Origin of the sequence: Streptomyces sp. NBC_01537 (assembly GCF_045040445.1) — a bacterium.
GTDB lineage: Bacteria > Actinomycetota > Actinomycetes > Streptomycetales > Streptomycetaceae > Actinacidiphila.
Genome location: NZ_CP109392.1, coordinates 6421088 through 6439301 on the forward strand (window position 1 = coordinate 6421088; position 18214 = coordinate 6439301).

The 18214-nt window shown below is 70.9% G+C and carries 14 protein-coding genes; 1 reads left to right on the plus strand and 13 read right to left on the minus strand.

Going from position 1 to position 18214, the window contains the following annotated elements:
• Positions 1-20: 20 nt before the first annotated feature.
• Complete coding sequence (locus OG607_RS29595; RefSeq protein WP_405729981.1) at positions 21-1148, plus strand: methyltransferase domain-containing protein; 1128 nt, start codon at positions 21-23, stop codon at positions 1146-1148.
• Between the two features lie 25 nt (positions 1149-1173).
• On the opposite strand, the gene OG607_RS29600 is transcribed toward OG607_RS29595, so the two are convergent.
• The 13 genes from OG607_RS29600 to OG607_RS29660 all read right to left on the minus strand — a co-directional run bounded on the left by OG607_RS29600 (position 1174) and on the right by OG607_RS29660 (position 18180).
• Positions 1174-2049, minus strand: a complete 876-nt coding sequence (locus OG607_RS29600; RefSeq protein ID WP_405729984.1) for an FHA domain-containing protein — start codon at positions 2047-2049, stop codon at positions 1174-1176.
• A gap of 39 nt (positions 2050-2088) precedes the next feature.
• Entirely contained in the window at positions 2089-3447 is a 1359-nt protein-coding gene (locus OG607_RS29605) for a vWA domain-containing protein (protein WP_405729987.1), read from the minus strand.
• 49 nt (positions 3448-3496) lie between these two features.
• On the minus strand, positions 3497-4651 hold the full coding sequence (locus OG607_RS29610) for a protein phosphatase 2C domain-containing protein (protein ID WP_405729989.1): 1155 nt from the start codon (positions 4649-4651) through the stop codon (positions 3497-3499).
• A 5-nt stretch (positions 4652-4656) separates the two neighbouring features.
• Entirely contained in the window at positions 4657-7245 is a 2589-nt protein-coding gene (locus OG607_RS29615; RefSeq protein ID WP_405729992.1) for a tetratricopeptide repeat protein, read from the minus strand.
• The gene (locus tag OG607_RS29620; RefSeq protein WP_405729995.1) at positions 7242-8546 is read right to left on the minus strand and encodes a hypothetical protein; all 1305 of its coding nucleotides are present in this window, start codon (positions 8544-8546) and stop codon (positions 7242-7244) included. The genes OG607_RS29615 and OG607_RS29620 overlap by 4 nt, the downstream gene beginning before the upstream one ends.
• Before the next feature lie 63 nt (positions 8547-8609).
• Positions 8610-9614: a glutamate ABC transporter substrate-binding protein gene (locus OG607_RS29625; RefSeq protein WP_405729998.1), complete on the minus strand. Its 1005-nt coding sequence runs from the start codon at positions 9612-9614 to the stop codon at positions 8610-8612.
• Between the two features lie 29 nt (positions 9615-9643).
• Entirely contained in the window at positions 9644-11059 is a 1416-nt protein-coding gene (locus tag OG607_RS29630; RefSeq protein ID WP_405730001.1) for a hypothetical protein, read from the minus strand.
• Positions 11060-11242: 183 nt separating this feature from the next.
• Entirely contained in the window at positions 11243-12250 is a 1008-nt protein-coding gene (locus OG607_RS29635; protein WP_405730004.1) for an N-acetylglucosamine kinase, read from the minus strand.
• Positions 12241-13503: a 6-phospho-beta-glucosidase gene (locus OG607_RS29640; RefSeq protein WP_405730007.1), complete on the minus strand. Its 1263-nt coding sequence runs from the start codon at positions 13501-13503 to the stop codon at positions 12241-12243. The genes OG607_RS29635 and OG607_RS29640 overlap by 10 nt, the downstream gene beginning before the upstream one ends.
• An 88-nt stretch (positions 13504-13591) precedes the next feature.
• A complete protein-coding gene (locus OG607_RS29645) occupies positions 13592-14512 on the minus strand; it encodes a carbohydrate ABC transporter permease (protein ID WP_405730010.1) in 921 nt (306 codons plus the stop codon).
• A gap of 4 nt (positions 14513-14516) precedes the next feature.
• The gene (locus tag OG607_RS29650; protein ID WP_405730013.1) at positions 14517-15470 is read right to left on the minus strand and encodes a carbohydrate ABC transporter permease; all 954 of its coding nucleotides are present in this window, start codon (positions 15468-15470) and stop codon (positions 14517-14519) included.
• Positions 15470-16807, minus strand: coding sequence for an ABC transporter substrate-binding protein (locus OG607_RS29655; protein WP_405730016.1), 1338 nt, complete (start codon positions 16805-16807; stop codon positions 15470-15472). The genes OG607_RS29650 and OG607_RS29655 overlap by 1 nt, the downstream gene beginning before the upstream one ends.
• Positions 16808-16962: 155 nt before the next feature.
• Positions 16963-18180, minus strand: a complete 1218-nt coding sequence (locus tag OG607_RS29660; RefSeq protein ID WP_405730019.1) for an ROK family transcriptional regulator — start codon at positions 18178-18180, stop codon at positions 16963-16965.
• Between the last annotated feature and the right edge of the window lie 34 nt (positions 18181-18214).

Genomic DNA, 18214 nt, shown 5'->3' on the forward strand with positions numbered 1-18214 from the left:
GCGGGGAGCACAGTGGAGGTATGACCGATGCAGATCGGGCCGACCCGTACGCAGCCGCTGCGGTGCCGCTGCGCGCGCGCCTGGTCCGTCGTATCGCCACCGCCGGAGCCCTCGCCGACCCGCGCTGGCGTGGTGCGTTCGAAGCCGTGCCGCGCCATTTGTTCGTGCCGTTCTACTACCGCCCCAGCCCGTCCGGCGGCGGCTTCACGCGGCTGTCCGCCGCATCGCCGGACCCGCGTGCCCGCGCGCGCTGGCTGGCGGGGGCGTACGAGGACACGCCGCTGGTCACGCACATACGCGGAAGTGAGCTCCTGTCCTCCAGCAGCCAGCCCTCCCTGATGGCCGCGATGCTGGAGGCACTGGAGATACGGCAGGGGCACACGGTTCTGGAGATCGGTGCCGGCACCGGTTTCAACGCCGCCCTCCTCGCCCACCGCCTCGGCCCGGAGGCGGTCACCACCGTTGACCTCGACCGGGCCATCACCGACGCCGCCCGCGCGCACCTCGCCGCCGCCGGCTATGCGTCGGTCACCGTCGTCACCGGTGACGGTTCCCTCGGCTGGGCCCATCGCGCGCCCTACGACCGCATCATCGCCACCTGCGAACTGCCCTCCATCCCACCGCAATGGCTCCGCCAGTGCCGTCCCGACGGCCTGGTCCTCGCCCCCTTCGGCGGCGGCCTCATCGCCCTGCGCGTCACCGACACCGGTCATGCGCAGGGGCGCTTCCTGCGTGCCCCCGCCTACTTCGTCTCCCTGCGCGGCACCGGCGCCATCGCCCATCCCGCGCCTGAGGCCATCGGCCCCGAACAACGCATCCGCACGACCAGCACCCCGCCCCAGGTCCTCGACGACGACCTCTTCCGGTTCCTTCTCACCCTCATCGCCGGCGAACTCGAAATCCGCTGGGCCTTCGGCGGCCGTGGTGCCGCCATCACCGCCGCCGACGGCTCCGCCGCCCGCGCCACCCGGGACGGCACCGTCCTCCTCGCCGGCCCGCGCGATCTGTGGGCGCTGGCCGAGGAGACGTACGACCTGTGGCAGCGCGAAGGGCGCCCGCAGCGCGACCGCTTCGGGATGACGGTCGACGGGGACCACCAGTGGACCTGGCTGGACCGTCCGGAAGGGCCGAACGCCTGGGAGGTCTGAGGCCTGTCCGCCCTACCTGTCCGCCCTAGCCCCGCAGGATGGTGATCGTCGTCCAGGCGCCGACATGGACCCGGTCGCCGTCCTTCAACGGGACGGGGACATACGGGTCGAGGGGGTCCTCGGCGCCGTTGAGGGTGGTGCCGTTGGTGGAGTCCTGGTCGACGACGACCCAGGTGCCGTCGGGCTGGCGGCCGAGAAGAGCGTGCTGGTGGGAGACACCGGGGTCCTCGGGGGCGCGGGAGAGGTCGATGTCGGGGGATTCGCCGGTGGAGTGGCGGCGGCGGCCGATGGTGATCTGGTCGCCGGTGAGGGGGAGGTGGAGTTCGGGGGAGTAGGAGGGGAAGTACAGGCCCTGGGCGTCGGGGCCGCTGCGGGCCATCATCGCGGTGAAGTAGTCGCGGTCGGCGGTGATGACGGCGGTCCAGGTCGCCTGGGCGGGGGGCGCCTCGGGGGCCTCGTACTGCCCCACCGGCGGCGGGAGGAGGAAGTCGCCGGAGCCGGAGGTGACGGACTCGGGGGCGAGTGGTTCGGCGGGGCGGTTCATCTGGGAGGGGCGGGAACGCTGGGACTCGTATCGCTGGTAGGGCGGGAACTGCGGGGCGGCGGGGGGCGGCGGGACGAAGACGGTGCCGACGTGGGTGACGAAGTTGTAGCGGCACTCCTCGCAGAACTGGGAGAGGCCTTCGCGCGGGGTGCCGCAGTTGGGACAGGGCTCGGCCTGGGCTGGCGGCTCGGGCGGCATCTGGTAGGCGTTCGGGTCGTAGCCGCTCGCGTAGCCGCCGGAGTAGGGCGGGGGCGGTGGGGGCGCGTAGGTGGTGGGCGGGGGCGGCGCCATGCGCATACCGCATACCTCGCACCAGTCGTCGGTCCCTGACTGGTGACCGTTCGGGCAAGTCGACATATCGCTGTTCCCCCTCCGCCCCTCTGATTGTCGCGCCGGTTATTTCTTGACGCGCACCGTTTTCGTGGAACGCGTCTCCAGCGTCATTTCGTCCGCGTCGGCGACCCTGGCCTTCAGCCTCACGGTACCTGTCGCGGCATCGACGACGTCGACCACCTTGGCCAGCAGCTTCGCGGTGTCCTCGTTGCCGGAGGCGCTGGCCAGCTGCACCGCGCGGCCCAGCTTGGCGGTGGCGGAGTCCATGTCGCCCTGCTTGCGGGCCTCCAGGCCCTGCTGGATGACCTGGGCGAGCTCTGCCTGGCCGGTGTAGTGGGCGACCTGCGGGTTGATCCGGGTCGAGGCGGCCATGTCGTCGGTCCAGACCGCCCGTACGAGGCCCTGGCCCAGCACCTGGGTGCTGCCGTCGGGCTGTGGGAGCACGAGGGAGACACGGGCCGCCAGCATCTCCTGGCCGACACCGGCCGGCGGGACCTGGACGGAGATGTGGTAGTCGCGGGACTCGTCGCCCCAGGAGCCCGTCGGGTAGTCGCCGGCACGAGGGCCGGAGTCCGTGCGGCGCGAGGTCAGGTCCTCGACAGTGGGCGCTACCTGCTTGACGTAGTTGATCTCGGCGCCCTGGGGGGTCCACAGGCGCAGGGCGACGTCGGCGACCTCCTTGCCCATGGCCGTCTCCATCATCTGCCGGAAGTCCGCTTCCAGGCCCGACGGGTCGGCGACGATGTCGACCGAGCCGAGCAGCGCGGAGGCGATGCCGGTGAGCTCCTTGACCTCCCAGTCGGTGCCGACGCCGCGCGCGTCGCAGGTGAAGCGTCCTGCACATGCGTCGAGACTGGCCTTGAGCGCCTCGGGCGTCTCGTGCTCGTTGCGGCCGTCGGTGAGCAGGATGCCGTGGCGGATCGACACATCGGCGGTGGCGAGGAGCCGGTCGGCGACCTTGAGCCAGGTGCCGATCGCGGTGCCGCCGCCCGCGCTCAGCTTGCGCAGCGCCTGCTTGGCCTGGTGGCGGGTGGAGGAGTCGGCGATCGCCAGGGCGCCACCGGCCGGGAAGACCTCGCGGGCCTGGTGGGTGCCGGCGACGACGGCGAAGGCGACGCCGTCGCGGATGGTGTCGATGGCGGCGGCGGTGGCATCGCGCGCGTTGCGCATCTTGGTCGGCGGGTAGTCCATCGACCCGGAGCAGTCGACCATGATGACGACGGCGGCGCCGGGCCCGGCCGCGGTGGTCCCCGGGACCTGGCCGGCAGAGCGGGTCGGCAGCGGCATGCCGCCGGTCGTGCCGCCGCCGGTGGAGGTCACCGTGACTATCCCGTTGACCTCGCGGCCGCCCTCCGGAAGGTACTCGTTCTGGTAGATATCGACGGAGAACTGCGGCACGTTCGACTTGGAGAAGTTGGCCATCGCTTGCTCGCTCCTGCTTATCGGACTCGTCGGATCATCGATCGTCGGATCAGGCTTTTTGCACGGGGAAGGGCAGCACGGCGACCGTGATGTTGTCGTGGCCGCCGGCGTCCAGCGCCATTCCGGTCAGCGCCTGCGCGCAGTGCAGCGGGCGGGCGCGGGCGTCCGCGGGCACCACCGAGGCCAACTCGGCGGCGGATTCGGCGTAGTTCCACAGGCCGTCGGTGCACACCACCACTACACCCGGTCCGTCCGGCATGAAGGAAGCGGTGTGCGGGTCGAGTTCGACCGCGTCCGCCCCCAGCCAGCCGGTGATGGCGTGGGCGCGCTCGTCCGCGTAGGCCTCGGCCTCGGTCATCAGGCGCATCGCGACCATCCGGGCGGCCCAGGAGTCGTCCTCGGTGAGGCGGGCGGCGGGGACGGAGCGGTCGTCGGGGATCCAGTAGGCGCGGCTGTCGCCGATCCAGCCGACGGTGAAGGTCTTGCCGGAGGTGATGGTGCTGACACAGGTGCAGGCGGGCGAGTTGTGGTGCGGGCGTGCCCCGTTGGTCTTCTCCTCGGCGGCGAGGTCGGTGACCGCCTGGGCGGCGGTGAGGAGCGCCTCGCGCATGGCGTCCTCGGGCGCGGTGCCCTGTTCCAGGGCTGCCAGCAGGGATTCGCATCCGGTCGCGGCAGCGGCCGCGGAAGCGTCGTCGGGGCGGTACGCGGACGAGACGCCGTCGCACACCACGGCGATGACTGCGGGCGTGCCGTCCGGCAGGGAGGTCGCGGACAGCGCGAAGGCGTCCTCGTTGCGATGGTGCCGCAGCCCCCGATCGCTGACCGCCGCCACGCCCTCCAGCTCCTGCTCCTGGTGGTCGCGGGGCCGGGGCTGGGCGTGCCCGCAGTGCTCGCAGTACCCATCGGCGTCGACCTGACCGACGCCGCAGGCCACACACACCGCATGCGCGGGCGCGGTTTCGCGCGGCTCCTCGCGCGGGTCGGTGATCCTCGTCTGTCCCAGCTGCACGGTGCCGAGGCCGAAGACCAGCGTGCTGCTGTCGCCGCCCCCGCTGTCGGCAAGGGGCGGGGCCAGTTCGTAGCCGTCGTCGCCGTCACCTCCGACGGCTGCCGCCGCCTTCAGGTCGGCGCCGCAGACGCCGCAGAACTTGTCGGCGGGGTCCAGCGGTTCGGCGCACTCCGGGCAGACCGTCAGTTGCGGCATCGCGTTCACACCCATGTCCGGGGGCGGAAGCGGTTGGCGCGTTCCACCAGTTCGATCCTTGTGCTGCCCTGCTGCGCGAGCCGGGCCAGCACCCGGTACGAGCGCTCCAGGCCGAAGCGCAGGCCGCGTTCGTCCCACGCCGCGCCCAGCAGGGAGGTCGCCGTGGTGGCGGACGGGGCACCGGTCCGCCCGGCGAGCACCCAGTCCAGGGCGGTGCCGAGCACCTCGGCGGACAGCCGCTCGCGCAGATCCGTGTCGATGCCGAGCTGCTGCAGCGCCTCGACCTGCTCGGCCGACGCGCGCAGGTCGTCGTGGAGTGGCTCCTGCGGTGATCGCTCGCGCAGCCGGGCGCGTATCGCGGCGACCCGTGCCGCCGTGAAGTGGATCGACGACTCGGGCACCGACTCCAGGGCCTGTACGGCGCCCGTGCGGTCGCCCGCCGCCAGCCGTACCCGGGCCAGGCCGAACGCGGCGCTCACATAGCTCTGGTCGGTGGTCCACACGAGCCGGTAGTACTCGGCGGCGTTGTCCAGCTGGCCCAGCACTTCGGCGCAGATGCCCAGGGCCAGCTTGGGCGCGGACTCGCCGGGGAAGGCGTCGTAGACCGCGTCGAAGGACAGTGCGGCCGTCTCGTGGTCCCCGCTGGACAGCGCGGTCAGGCCCCGGTGCCACACCACCCGCCAGTCCTCGAGATCGTCGTCGGCCAGCGTGCGCAGGACGCGTTGAGCGCCGTCGGCGTCGTCCATCTCCAGCCGCGCTCGCAGCTCCCGCAGCCGCTTCTCCACCGAGTCCACCGGCGTCGTCTGCAGCGCGGTCACCAGCTCCGAGGGCGCGACCGCCGCCAGGCCCGCGAGGAACCCGGCATTGGGGTCGGTCGCGTCGACGTGCGGTACAGGCAGCGCCAGCACGGAGCCCCGCGTGTTCAGCCGTACGGTGGCGGGCGCTGCCTTGGCCTGGCTGCTGCTGTTGCCGTGGCCGTTGCTGCCGCCGTTGTTGGATCCGGGCTGCGGGACGGGGTAGGCGCTGGCGGGCACGGTCGGCAGGTGCGCGACCCGGGGCGCGGGCAGACGCGTGGGGACCGCGGCCGTCAGCGCAGGCAGCGCGCCGCGCGGCGGCCCGGACGGCGTGCGCGCGCCGAGCAGGGAGGCGTCCCCGTCCAGCGCCTGGACGAGCTCGGTGTCCACCACGCGCAGTTCGGGCCCGAACAGTGTGGACAGCGCCGGCCGTGGCTTGCCGTCCTGGAGAGCGACGACCTCGCGCAGCACGCCCAGCAGCTGGTCGGCCATCTCCTGCGCGGAGGAGAACCGCTTGTCGGGGTCGGGGTCCGTGGCCCGGACCAGGAGCCGGTAGAAGGACTCGTACGTCGAGAAGACCTCGATGTTGTCGGGGTCGGGGAGGCTGTCGACGAAGACGTTGGTGTAGCCCTGGAAGTCGAAGGTCAGGACGGCCAGCGTGCGCGCGACGGTGTAGAGGTCGGAGGCCACGGACGGGCCGACCTCGGCGATCTCGGGCGCCTGGTACCCGATCGTGCCGTAGATCGCGCTGTCCACGTCCCCCATCCGCCGCACCGCGCCCATGTCGATGAGCTCCAGCCGGTCCTCGGTCTGGATGGCGTTGTCGACCTTGAAGTCGCAGTAGAGGAGGTTGCGGCTGTGCAGATAGCCGAGCGCCTCCAGTGCCTCGATGGCGTACGCGATGGCCTGGTCGACCGGAAGCGGCTCGCGCTTGCCGTCGGGGGTGCGGCGTTCGTTGGCGATCTCCTTGAGCGACTTGCCGCCGACGTACTCCATGACGATGTAGCCGTCGAGGGTGCCGCTGCTGGGGTCCAGGTGCTCGACGAAGTTGATGATCCGGACGATGTTGGGGTGGACGATCTCGGCGAGGAACCGCCGCTCGGAGACGGCCGCGGCGAGCGCGTCCTCGTCACCGGTGTCGAGCAGGCCCTTCAGCACCACCCAGCGGTCGCTGACCGCGCGGTCGATCGCCAGGTAGATCCAGCCGAGCCCGCCGTGCGCGAGGCAGCCCGCGACCTCGTACTGGCCGTGCACCACGTCGCCGGCCCGCAGCTTGGGCGTAAAGCTGTACGGGTGGCCGCACTTGGTGCAGAAGCCCTCGGTGCGGCCCGGGTGTTCGCCGCGGGAGCGGCCCACCGGGGCTCCGCATTCGCTCTTGCTGCAGTAGCGCTTGCGCTCCGGGACCTGGGGGTTCTTCAGCACAGCGGCGGACGGGTCGGGCCGGGGGATCGGCGGCACCGTCACCAGGCCGGCGCCGAGCTTGCCCCGGGTCGGACCGCTGCTGCCGGAGCGGGAGCTGCGCACGGAGACCGAGCGGCCGCTGGAGCTGCCGCTGAGCGAGCGCGACAGCCGGCCGGAGACGGAGCGGCGTGAGGCGCGCGAGGACTGTGAGGAACGGGAGGAACGGGAGGAGCCGGAGGACGGGGACGAGCCGGAGGAACCGGAGCGCCCGGAGCTGCCGGTCGCGCCCGACGCCGCCGCATGTGCGGGCACGGGCGCGAGCCCGCACGTGTCGCAGTACAGGTCGCCGCTGCCGACGTCCTCGATGGTGCCGGTGCAGCCCGGCCGCTGGCACTTCATCGTCCATCCCCCTTGTGATCGACAGGCCCGGCCTGCCTCGGTACCACGGTCTCGGCCACGGCCTGCTGATAGCGCAGCACCGCGTGCTCCGCGGCCCGCAGGTCGCAGGGCGCGCTCCACAGCAGACGGCGGGCCTGGTCGTAACGTTCGATGAGCAGCAGGTCCTCGGCCATGCCGTGCCGGGAGACCTTGGCCCGGTAGGCATCGAGCCGGCCGCGCAGCTCGGCGCGGACCGCGAGCGGCGCGGTGACGGCGGTCAAGGAGTCGCGGGCGCGCAGCAGTTCTTCGTCGGCGCTGCTCTCCAGGCTGTCGAGCAGCGGAGAGAGCCGGTGCCACTGGCCGGTGCGGCGGTACTCGGCGGCGTTGGCCAGTTGCTCGTGCAGCGCTGCGGACGCGCCGCTGACGGCGGGGACCTCCGAGGCCGCGATCTTGGCGAGCACCTCGCCGCGCGCGCTGCGCGCCTCGGTGAGCGTACGGTCCGCGCGCGACAGCACATCGCGCAGCCGCAGCAGCCGGTGGTCCGCGTCGTCGCGCACATGCAGGACGGCCTCGACCTCGCGGCGTATCTCCTCCAGGGCCATCCCGGAGCGGTCGTAGCGGGAGGTGTCGGGCCGTCCGCCGCGTCCGCCGGCGTCCTTGGACCAGAAGGAGAGCGGATCGGAGACGACCTGCTGCCGCAGAGCGGTGAGCCCGTCCAGCAGCTCCTCCAGGTCGTCGCCGGCCGGGTGGGCGCCCGGGCGTACGCCGACGGAGTGGGCGAGCGAGCGCACCCGCTGAGCCTCGGCGGCGAGCAGGTCTATGCGGGCGGGCAGTGCCGACCAGACGGAGTCGGCGGCGGCCACGACCTCCATGGTCCGGGCATACCAGTCGTTCATGCGGGCCAGCAGCTGCTCCAGGCTGAGCTGCTCGGAGAGCCGGGCAGGGCCGGTGAGACCGCGCGCCGCCTCGGGGACGGTGGCGCCGGCCACGGTGACCCCGGAGTCGCGCAGCAGCTGGGTCAGTTCGTTGAGCTCGGTCTGGGTGGGCCAGCGGCGGCGCCCGCGCAGGGTGCGGGCGGTGGTGAGGGCGTCGGTGTACGCGTCGAAGTGCGCCCAGAGCAGGGAGATGGCCTGTTCGGTCTCGGCCCACCGCTCCTTGGTGGCGCCGGTCAGTTCGGCGCCTTCCAGGAGGCGGCGTCCTGAGTGGTCCTGGAGGGCGAGAAGGGAGGACTCGATCGCCTCGTGCTCTTCACCGAGCCGTGCGAGCGCACGGTCCACCTCCTCGCGGCTCAGGGCCGGTCCGGATGGTCCCGCGACCGCCATCGCACCTTCTTTCCGTTTCGCCGTTAGCCGTGTTGTCCGTCGGTCGTGGTGCGTGTGCCGGGTCTAGCCCTCGTAGCGAGGCTCGGGCGGCCCCTCGACACCGGGGAACACCGCTTTCAGCCAGGTACCGTACGCCTTCTGCCAGGCGCTGTCGGAGCCGCCACTGCGATAGTCCTCCAGCACCTTGTTGACCCGGCGCACCAGGTCCGGGTACTTGTTGCTCATGGCCACCCCGTAGTACTCGGTGGTGACCGGCTTGCCTATCAGATGGACGGCCGGGTCCTGGGCCGCCAGTCCGGCGGCCAGCGCGTTGTCGGTCAGTGCCGCGTCGACCTGGCCCAGTTGGAGCAGCACCAGACAGTCGAGCTGGTTGTCGACGAGGACCTTCTTCGATCCGTGCGGGTCGGCGTCGAGCTTGATCTCGGCGGTCGAACCACTGGCCGTGCAGACCTTCTTCCCCTTCAGCGTGTCGTTGAAATCCTTGATGGTGGAGCCCTGGAGGGGTACGAGAAGCTGCTGCCCGGCTTTGAAGTAGGCGGAGGAGAAGGAGACCTTCTCGTCGTTGATCCGCTGGCAGCTGATGGTGACGGTGCGCACCACCATGTCCACCTGGCCGTCCCTGATCGCCTCGAACCGTTTCTTCGTCGGCACGGTCTTGTACTGGACGGCGTTCTCGTTGCCCAGGATGTCCTTGGCTATCGCCTTGACCAGGTCGATGTCGAAGCCGACTATGTCGCCGGTGTTCGGGTCGCGGTACCCCCATCGGTAGCTGTTCTGGTCGACGCCGACGATCAGCTTGCCTCTTGCCTTGATCGCGTCGACGGCGGGGCCGCTCGCGGACGACGGGGTGAGGCTGGTCTCCGGGTGGGCGTTGTCGCAGTCGCCGGTGGCCGAGGCCTTGACGGGGACGGTTGTCAGCGGGGTGTCCCGGGCCGCCTGGCCGGCCCGCCCTGCCGACGTGTCCGCCTGGTGGTGCAGTGGCAGCGCCGTGGCCGACACCGCCAGTACGCATGCGGCGGTCATCCCCGCCACTCCGCCCCAGCCGCGCAGCTTCCTTCGCTCGCTCATCCGCTGCCCCCTTCCCCTTCCGCCGTCGCTCACCGGTACTCCGAGAGCCTGCGCCCGATGCCGATGAGCGCTGCCGTGGCGCCGAGCACCGCGAGCAGCGCGGCGCCCGCCGCCAGTCCGCCCAGCGCCCCGCGCCCGTCGTTCGCGGCCTGCTGGAACTCCCCGTGCTCGTGGTTCACGGCCTGCTGCAGATTGTCGTCGACCCCGTCGAAACACAGCGCGGTGTACTTGGTGGCCTGCGTGTGGTCCTTGAGTTCGCCGCCTATGGTCTGCGCGAGCGCGTCCTGGTAGTCGCCCGAGTCGTCGTTCTTGCGGGCCGTCGCGTTGAGGGCGTACCAGACCTTGGCGTCCTTCATGGCCTCGGTGACCGGCTTGCTGCCCTTGTCGTCGTCGGCTATCGCCAGGGCCTGCGCCAGCAGACCGGTCCTGCCGTCCGCCTTCTTGCCCGCGAGATCCTGGATCTCCCGCTGGTAGTTGTCGTTGTAGGCCTTGCCGCTGCCGCGCGCGACGAGCGTCAGATTCTCGTTCGCCCGGGCCTGCAGTGTCTCGATCCGGGCCCTGTTGAGCACCTGCAGCGACCTCGCGCCGTTCTCGTACGAGTCGGTGAGCCCGGCTCGCGCGACGCTGTGCCCGACCACCAGCCACAGCAGGACCACGGCGGTCGCCAGCGAGCCCGCCACCATGCCCTGGTTGAACACCCGGTTCGTACGCCGGTAGCTGCGGTACTGCGCCCAGCCCAGGCCGCCCAGGGCCACCACGCCGAGGCCCCAGGCGGCCCAGGGCAGTGCCTTGGCGTCCGAGTAGTCCGAGTCGAGCCGGGCGGTCTCTATCCCGTAGAGCCTGTTGGCGGCGGGCAGGATCTCGGTGGTCATCTTCTTGTTCGCCAGCCGCAGGTACGAGCCGCCCACCGGGTACCCCAGCCGGTTGTTGGCCCGGGCCCGCTCGATCCAGCCGGTGTAGACCGGGAGTTGCTCGTTGAGGATCCGGATCTGCGCCCGGGCCCGGTCCGAGCCCTCGGAGCTGGCAGCGGCCTCGACGATGTACTTGGCGGCGTAGTCGATGTCCTGCTGGTAGCGCGCGAGCGCCTCGGGCGGGTCCTGGCGGCCGGCGAGGAAGCCGCCGGCGGCGGTGGTGTCCGCGTCCGCGAGATACCGGTAGATGTCGGCGGCCCTGGAACTGAGCGGCTCACTGCGGTTGACCACGTCGTCGGCGGCCGCCGAGCGGTCGGTGATCTGCCATGCGGTGACCGCCCCGAAGGCCACCACCAGCAAGGTCAGCAGCAGCCCGATGACCCGCAACCTCCCCGGCTCGGTGGTCGCGGCCGCGCGCAGCATGCCGAACTGCCCGGCCCACGCCGGTCGGCGCCGGCCGGTGTCCGCCCCGGCCGCCGACGCGATCACGTCCGCGCCGCTTCCGGACTGCCCGGATTGCTGCGTTTGCGTCACTGACCCTCCCCCTGGATCGATCCCCGCTCACACGAGGGCCAACCTCCTGGCCAGCAGTATGGTCGCAAGCACTGACAATCCGCATGCCCAAATGGCTAATACGTGGATCTTGCGCCCCCGTTGACGCCCCGTGCCTGCCGCCCCTGCCGCCCAGCTCCCTTGTCACTCATCACGTTCGGCGCGTCACTTCGGTTCCCCGGCCGCGTAGTGCGCCCGCAGACGGGACCGGACCTCGGGCCCGGCGCCGGTGCGGTCCAGGCCGAGCAGGGCTGCGCCCAGGACCGGCGGGGCGGTGACGACCTCGATGGCGGCCTTGGGTGCGCGGGCGGTGATGCCCTCGGCCACGGCGTCCATCAGCAGCGGGTGCCGGGCGGCGAGGACCCCGCCGCCCAGGATGACGTCGGCCCTCTCGCCGAGCAGGTCCAGCCGCTTCAGCGCGACGCATGCGAGGGCGACGATCTCCTCGGCCTGACGGATGACGATGGCCCGGGCAACGGAATCGCCCGCTTCTGCGGTCTTGAAGAGCAGAGGGGTCAGTTCGTGTTTACGGGAGGGCGCGATGTGTTCCAAGTGCAGTGCCTCGATCAGGTCGTACATCGAGGAGAGGCCGAAGTACCGGGGAAGCTCGGTGGCAAGGGCGGTCGGTCCGCCCCGGCCGTCCTCGGCGCGGGCCGCCCACCACAGGGCCTCCTCCGCGAGGGCGTATCCGCCGCCCCAGTCACCGGAGATCCGCCCGACCGCCGCGAAGCGGGCGGTACGGCCGTCCGGCAGCATTCCGGCGCAGTTGATGCCCGCCCCGCAGACCACGGCGACCCCGCGTGGTTCGTCCACACCCGCGCGGAGCAGGGCGAAGGTGTCGTTGGCGATCTGTGTGCTGCGGCCCCATCCACGCGCGTTGACGGCGAGTTCGAGATCCCGCTCCTCGGTGGGCAGGTCGGCGTTGGCCAGACAGGCCGAGACATGTTCGACGAACGGCACGCCGGGCGCCGGGTCCAGGCCGGCCGCGGCCACCGCGTCCGCCACGATGAGGGCCAGGGCCCCGACCGCGGCGTCCGCGCCCACGACATGGGGCTGGAAGCCGCCGCCGCGAGCGGTGCCGAGCACCGACCCGTCGGCGGCGACGATCGCCACATCGGTCTTGCTGTTGCCCGCGTCGACAGCGAGGACCAGGGGCAGTCGGGTCAGGCCCACGCGAGGTGCTCCCGGTTGTGTGCGATGAGACGGTCCGTCAGGGCCTCGGCGTACTCGTACTGGCCGATGAGCGGGTGGGACAGCAGCGCCTTGAAGACGCGGTCGCGGCCGCCGCGCAGCGCGGCCTCCAGCGCCAGGTCCTCGTAGGCGGTGACATTGGCGATCAGTCCGCTGTAGAGCGGGTCCAGAGGCGGGACGGGCAGTGGCGTGGTGCCGGCCGCGCCGACGGTGGCGGGGACCTCGATGACGGCGTCGTCGGGGAGGAAGGGGAGGGTGCCGTTGTTGTAGGTGTTCACCACCTGTACGTCGCCCGTGTCGCCGAGCAGGGACGAGGCCAGGTCGACCGCCGCCTCGGAGTAGAAGGCGCCGCCGCGCTTGGCCAGCAGCTCCGGCTTCTCGTCGAGCGCCGGATCGCCGTACATCTCCAGTAGCGCCCGCTCCATCTCCGCGACTTCGGCGGCCCTGGACGGCTTCGTCCGGAGCTCCCGTACGACCTCGTCGTGGGCGTAGTAGTAGCGCAGGTAGTACGAGGGCACGACGCCCAGCCGGTCCAGCACCGCGCGCGGCAGATGCAGGTCGTCGGCGAGGGAATCGCCGTGCTCGGCCAGCAGCTTGGGCAGTACGTCCTCGCCGTCCGGGCCGCCCACGCGAACGCCGCGCTCCCAGGTGAGGTGGTTCAGGCCCACGTGGTCCAGGTGGACCTGCTCGGGCGCGACGTCCAGCAGCCGGGCGAAGCGGCGCTGGAAGCCGATCGCGACATTGCACAGCCCGACCGCACGATGCCCGGCCTGCAACAGGGCGCGGGTCACGATCCCTACCGGATTGGTGAAGTCGATGATCCATGCGTCAGGAGCCGCTCTGCGGACCCTCTCCGCGATGTCCAGCACGACCGGCACGGTCCGCAGGGCCTTGGCCAGGCCGCCCGCGCCGGTGGTCTCCTGGCCGACGCAGCCGCATTCCAGCGGCCAGGTCTCGTCCTGGTTGCGGGCAGCCTGGCCGCCGATCCGCAGTTGCAGCAGCACGGCGTCGGCGCCGGCCACACCCGCGTCCAGGTCCGAGGTCGTGGTGATCTTGCCGGGGTGGCCCTGCTTGGCGAAGATCCGCCGGGCGAGCCCGCCGACGAGCGCGAGGCGCTCGGCGGCGGGGTCGATGAGGACGAGCTCCTCGACGGGGAGGCTGTCCCGCAATCGGGCGAATCCATCGATGAGTTCGGGGGTGTACGTGGACCCGCCGCCCACGACTGCCAGTTTCACTGAGGCCTCCTCGTGGAGCGGTTCCGGTCACGCCGGACGGCCCCGTTCTTTCGCGGGGGTACGGGGGGTCGCCCCTCGGGGGACTGCCTCATCCCTTGACTCCTGTCAGGGTCACGCCTTCGATGAAGGCTTTCTGCGCGAAGAAGAAGACGACGATGACCGGGGCCATGACCAGCACGGTCGCGGCCATCGTCAGATTCCAGTTCGTGTGGTGGGCCCCTTTGAAGGACTCCAGGCCGTAACTGAGCGTCCAGGCGGCCGGGTTCTCGCTCGCGTAGATCTGCGGGCCGAAGTAGTCGTTCCAGCAGTAGAAGAACTGGAAGAGGGCCACGGCGGCGATGGCCGGCTTGGCCATCGGCAGCACGACCCGCAGCATGGTGCGCAGCTCGCCGCAGCCGTCGACCCTGGCCGCGTCGGTGTACTCCTTGGGGATGGTCAGCAGGAACTGCCGCAGCAGGAAGATGGTGAAGGCGTCACCGAAGGCCATCGGGATGATCAGCGGCCACAGGGTGCCCGCCAACCCGAGCTGCTTGGCCCAGAACAGATACATCGGGACGATGATCACCTGGGGCGGCAGCATCATCGTGGAGATGACCAGCATCATCGCCACATTGCGGCCGCGGAAGCGGAACTTCGCGAGCGCGTAGGCGACCGGCAGGCTGGAGGCGACGGCGAGGACGGTTCCGAGCCCGGCGTACAGCAGCGTGTTGCGCCACCAAGTGAGGAAGCCGGGCGTCTGCCAGACGGTGTCGAAGTTGCCCCATGCCCAGGTGGTGGGCCACAGGTCGCCGGTGAGGGCCTGGTTGTCGGTCATGACGGCCGTCAGGAAGACGAAGACGAACGGCAGGACGAAGAAGAGTGCGGCCGCGATGCCGAGCGAGTGCACCGCGACCCACTGCAGGGCGGCCCGGCGGGTGGCGGCCCGCTTGGCGTCGGCCGAGCCCGCCGGGACGACGGTCGGGGCGGAGGGGGAGGAGGGTGAGGTGAGAGTCGCGTGGGTCTGGGTCATGGGATCAGTCCTCCGCCGACAGGAAGCCGCTGCGACGGCGCATGAGCAGCGCCGTGAACATCATCGCCAGCGCGAACAGCACGAGAGCGATCACGCACGCCGAACCGGTGTCGAAGCGCTGGAAGCCGAGGTTGTAGACGAGTTGGGGCAGGGTGAGGGTGGACTTCTCCGGATACCCCGGCTCGAACTGCTGGCCGGAGCCGCCGATGACACCGCTGGCGACCTTTCCGGCGACCAGGGGCTGTGTGTAGTACTGCATGGTCTGGATCACGCCGGTGACGACGGCGAACATCACGATCGGCGAGATGTTCGGCAGCGTCACAAACCGGAAGCGGGCCCACGCCCCGGCCCCGTCCAGCTCGGCGGCCTCGTACTGCTCCTTGGGCACGTCGAGCAGCGCGGCCATGAAGATGACCATCAGATCGCCGATGCCCCACAGCGCCAGCAGGGTCAGTGCGGGCTTGGACCAGCTGGGGTCGTTGAACCAGCCCGGGGTCGGCAGGCCGAAGTCGCCGAGGATGCGGTTTACCGGGCCGGTGCCGGGGTTGAGCAGGAAGGCGAAGGCCATGGTCGCGGCCACCGGCGGGGCGAGGTAGGGCAGGTAGAAGGCGGTGCGGAACAGCCCGGGGGCCGTCTTGATCTTGGTGATCAGCAGGCCGATGCCGAGTCCGAAGACGACCCGCGTGGTGACCATGACCAGGACCAGCCACAGGGTGTTGCGCAGCGCGGGCCAGAAGAAGGGGTAGTCGTTGAAGACATACGACCAGTTCTTGAGGCCGTTCCAGGTCGGGGAGGTGAAGCCGTCGTACTTCATGAAGGAGAAGTAGACGGTCGAGATCAGCGGATACGCGAAGAAGACGCTGAAGCCGATCAGCCAGGGCGAGAGGAAGGCCAGGTTGCGGAGCGTCGCACGGCGGCGCTTGGCCTTCAGCAGGGGGTGGACGGTCGCGGCGCTCATCACTTGGCCTGCGCGATGTCCTTGTCGACCTGCGTGTCGACACCCTTGAGGCCGGCTGCGAGGTCGCTCTGCTTGCCCGCTTCGTAGGCGTAGCCGAAGTCCTGGAGGGTCAGCTGGTAGGTGCCGCCGTTGATGCTGGCCGGGGTGGTGGTGCTGTTGGGGTTCTGGGCGATCTCGACAAAGGTCTTGGAGGCCGCATCGAGCTTGAGATCGGGGGACTTCAGGGCGGCGTAGGTGGACGGGACGTTGTGGATGGCGTTGGCGAAGCTGACCACCGCGTCGGTGTCCGTGGTCATGTACTTCACCAGCTCCCAGGCCGCGTTCTTCTTGGCGCTGGTGTTGGCCACACCGATGATGGTGCCGGTGGTGTAGCCCTTGCCGTACGTGTCCGCCTGGTCGTCCGGGACCGGGAAGGGCGCCACGCCGACCTGGAACTTCACACCCGCGTCCGCGGCCATGCCGGCCCGCCACTCGCCGTCGATGGCCATGGCCACCTGGCCGGTCTGGAAGGGGTTCTTGGCGTCCCACTCGTCACCGAAGGTCGTCCGGTACTTCTCCAGCTTCTTGAAGCCGCCCAGCGCCTTCACCATGTCCTGATGCCAGTTGAACATCGAGGCGAAGGCCGGGTCGGTGGCGACATTGGACTTGCCGCTCTTGTCGAAGTACGTCGGGCTCCACTGGGCGGCGAGGTGCGTGGTGGTGGACTCGTAGCCGTGGAAGTTCGGCATGAAGCCGAGTTGGGAGTACGAGTCGCCCTTGGTCTTGGTCAGTTTGATCGCGTCGGCCTTGAACTCCGACATGGTCTTGGGCGGCGAGGTGATGCCGGCGGCCTTGAAGGCGTCCTTGTTGTAGTACAGGCCGTAGGCGTCGCCGAGCAGCGGCAGCGCGCAGCGGTTGCCCTCGAACTGGGTGTACTCCAGCATCGTCTTCGGGAAGGTCTTCGCCGGGTCGATGCCGGACTTCTTCAGGAAGGGCGTGAGGTCGGCGAAGGCCTTGGACGAGCAGAACTTGCCCACGTTGTCCGTGGTGAAGGACGACACGACGTCCGGGGCACCGGAACCGCCGGCCCGCAGCGCCTGGTTGATCTTGTCGTCGGTGATGTTGCCCTGGACCTTGACGTGGATGTTGGGGTGGACCTTCTCGAAGGCCTTGATGTTGGCGTTGATGGCCTTCACCTCGTTGGGCGCGGACCAGCCGTGCCAGAAGGTGATCGTGACGTCCTTGTTCGGGTCGTCGGTGGCCGTGTTGTTGCTGGAGCCCGTACACGCGCTCGCCAGCAGGGATATGGCGGCCGCTGCCGCGATGGCGACCGCGGTCGTCTTGGTGGATCCGGACACTGCGCTTCCTCCTGGGACGGGTGGAGAGGGTGCGAAGGACGTGCGAAGGGTGTGCGAGGCCTACGGGCCGGCCACGAATGCCGGTCCGCTGAGGTGTGCGGGTGGGGTCTGGGGGATCTGGGGGGTCTGAGGGGTCTGGTGGTGGGGAGTGGGGTCTAGCGGGAGGTGTCGAACACCTCGTCGCGGGTGGTGGCCAGGGCACTCTGCAGCGCCCCGCACAGGACGGGATGTTCCTGGACCGAGCCGAGCACGAGCTTGGGCCGGGGTACGGCCAGTTCGGCGAGCTCCGCCTGGACCAGGGCACGGAGTCGTTCCCCGCCGGCGGCGATCACTCCGCCGGACAGGACGATGAGTTCGGGGTCGAGTACGGTCACGAGCGAGGCGAGGCCGACCGCGAGGCCGGTCGCGGAGCGGTGCAGCAACTCGGCGTACGGGCCGTCCTCGGCCTGGGCGGCCTCGCTCAGCAGCGCGGCGGCGGCGTCCGGGAGTGTGCCCCCGGGTTCGGGCAGCCCCAGCTCGCGCGCGAAGCGCAGTACGGCGTTGCAGCCGGCCAGTTCCTGGAAGCCGCCCGCGTTGGCCTTGGCCACATGCCGTACGAGGGGTGTCCCCGGCACCGGCATGAAGCCGACCTCGCCGGCGCCGCCGGTCCAGCCGCGGTGCAGCCGCCCGCCGAGGACGATGGCGGCGCCGATGCCGCCCTCGTTCCACAGCACGACGAAGTCCTCGTGGTCCCGGGCCGCGCCGAGCCGCTGTTCGGCCACGGCGGCCAGGTTCACGTCGTTGTCGTACTCCAGCGGTACGGGCAGGGCCGCGGCCAGTTCGTCGAGCAGCGCGGGGGAGTGCCAGCCCGGGAGGTGGCTCGCGTAGCGCAGTCGGCCGGTGCTCGGGTCGAAGGCGCCCGGCGTGCCGACCACGATCCGGTGCAGCTCGGCCCGGAGCACCCCGGCGGCCTTGGCGGCGCCCTCGACGGCCCGGACGACCTGCTCGACGGTGCTCTGGGCGCGGTGGCTGCGGCCCGGCGTCGGCAGTTCGAACTGCCCGACGACCGTGCCGGTGATGTCGGCGACGCCCGCGAGGATCCGCTCGGCGGTCACGTCGAGCCCGGCGACATGCGCCGCGGTGGGATTCACCGCGTACAGCTGGGCGTTCGGCCCGGGGCGCCCGGCGGTGGTGCCCGTCGCGACGACCAGGCCGGCCGCCTCCAGCCGGGCCAGCAGCTGCGAGGCCGTGGGCTTGGACAGCCCCGTCAGCTTGCCGATCCGGGTGCGGGACAGGGGGCCGTGCGCGAGGAGGAGATCCAGCGCGGCGCGGTCGTTCATGGCGCGCAGTACGCGCGGAGTGCCCGGGGTGCCGGGTGTGGTGCCAGCTGCCATGAACGCAATCCTCCCATCACGCGGATAGTTAGGA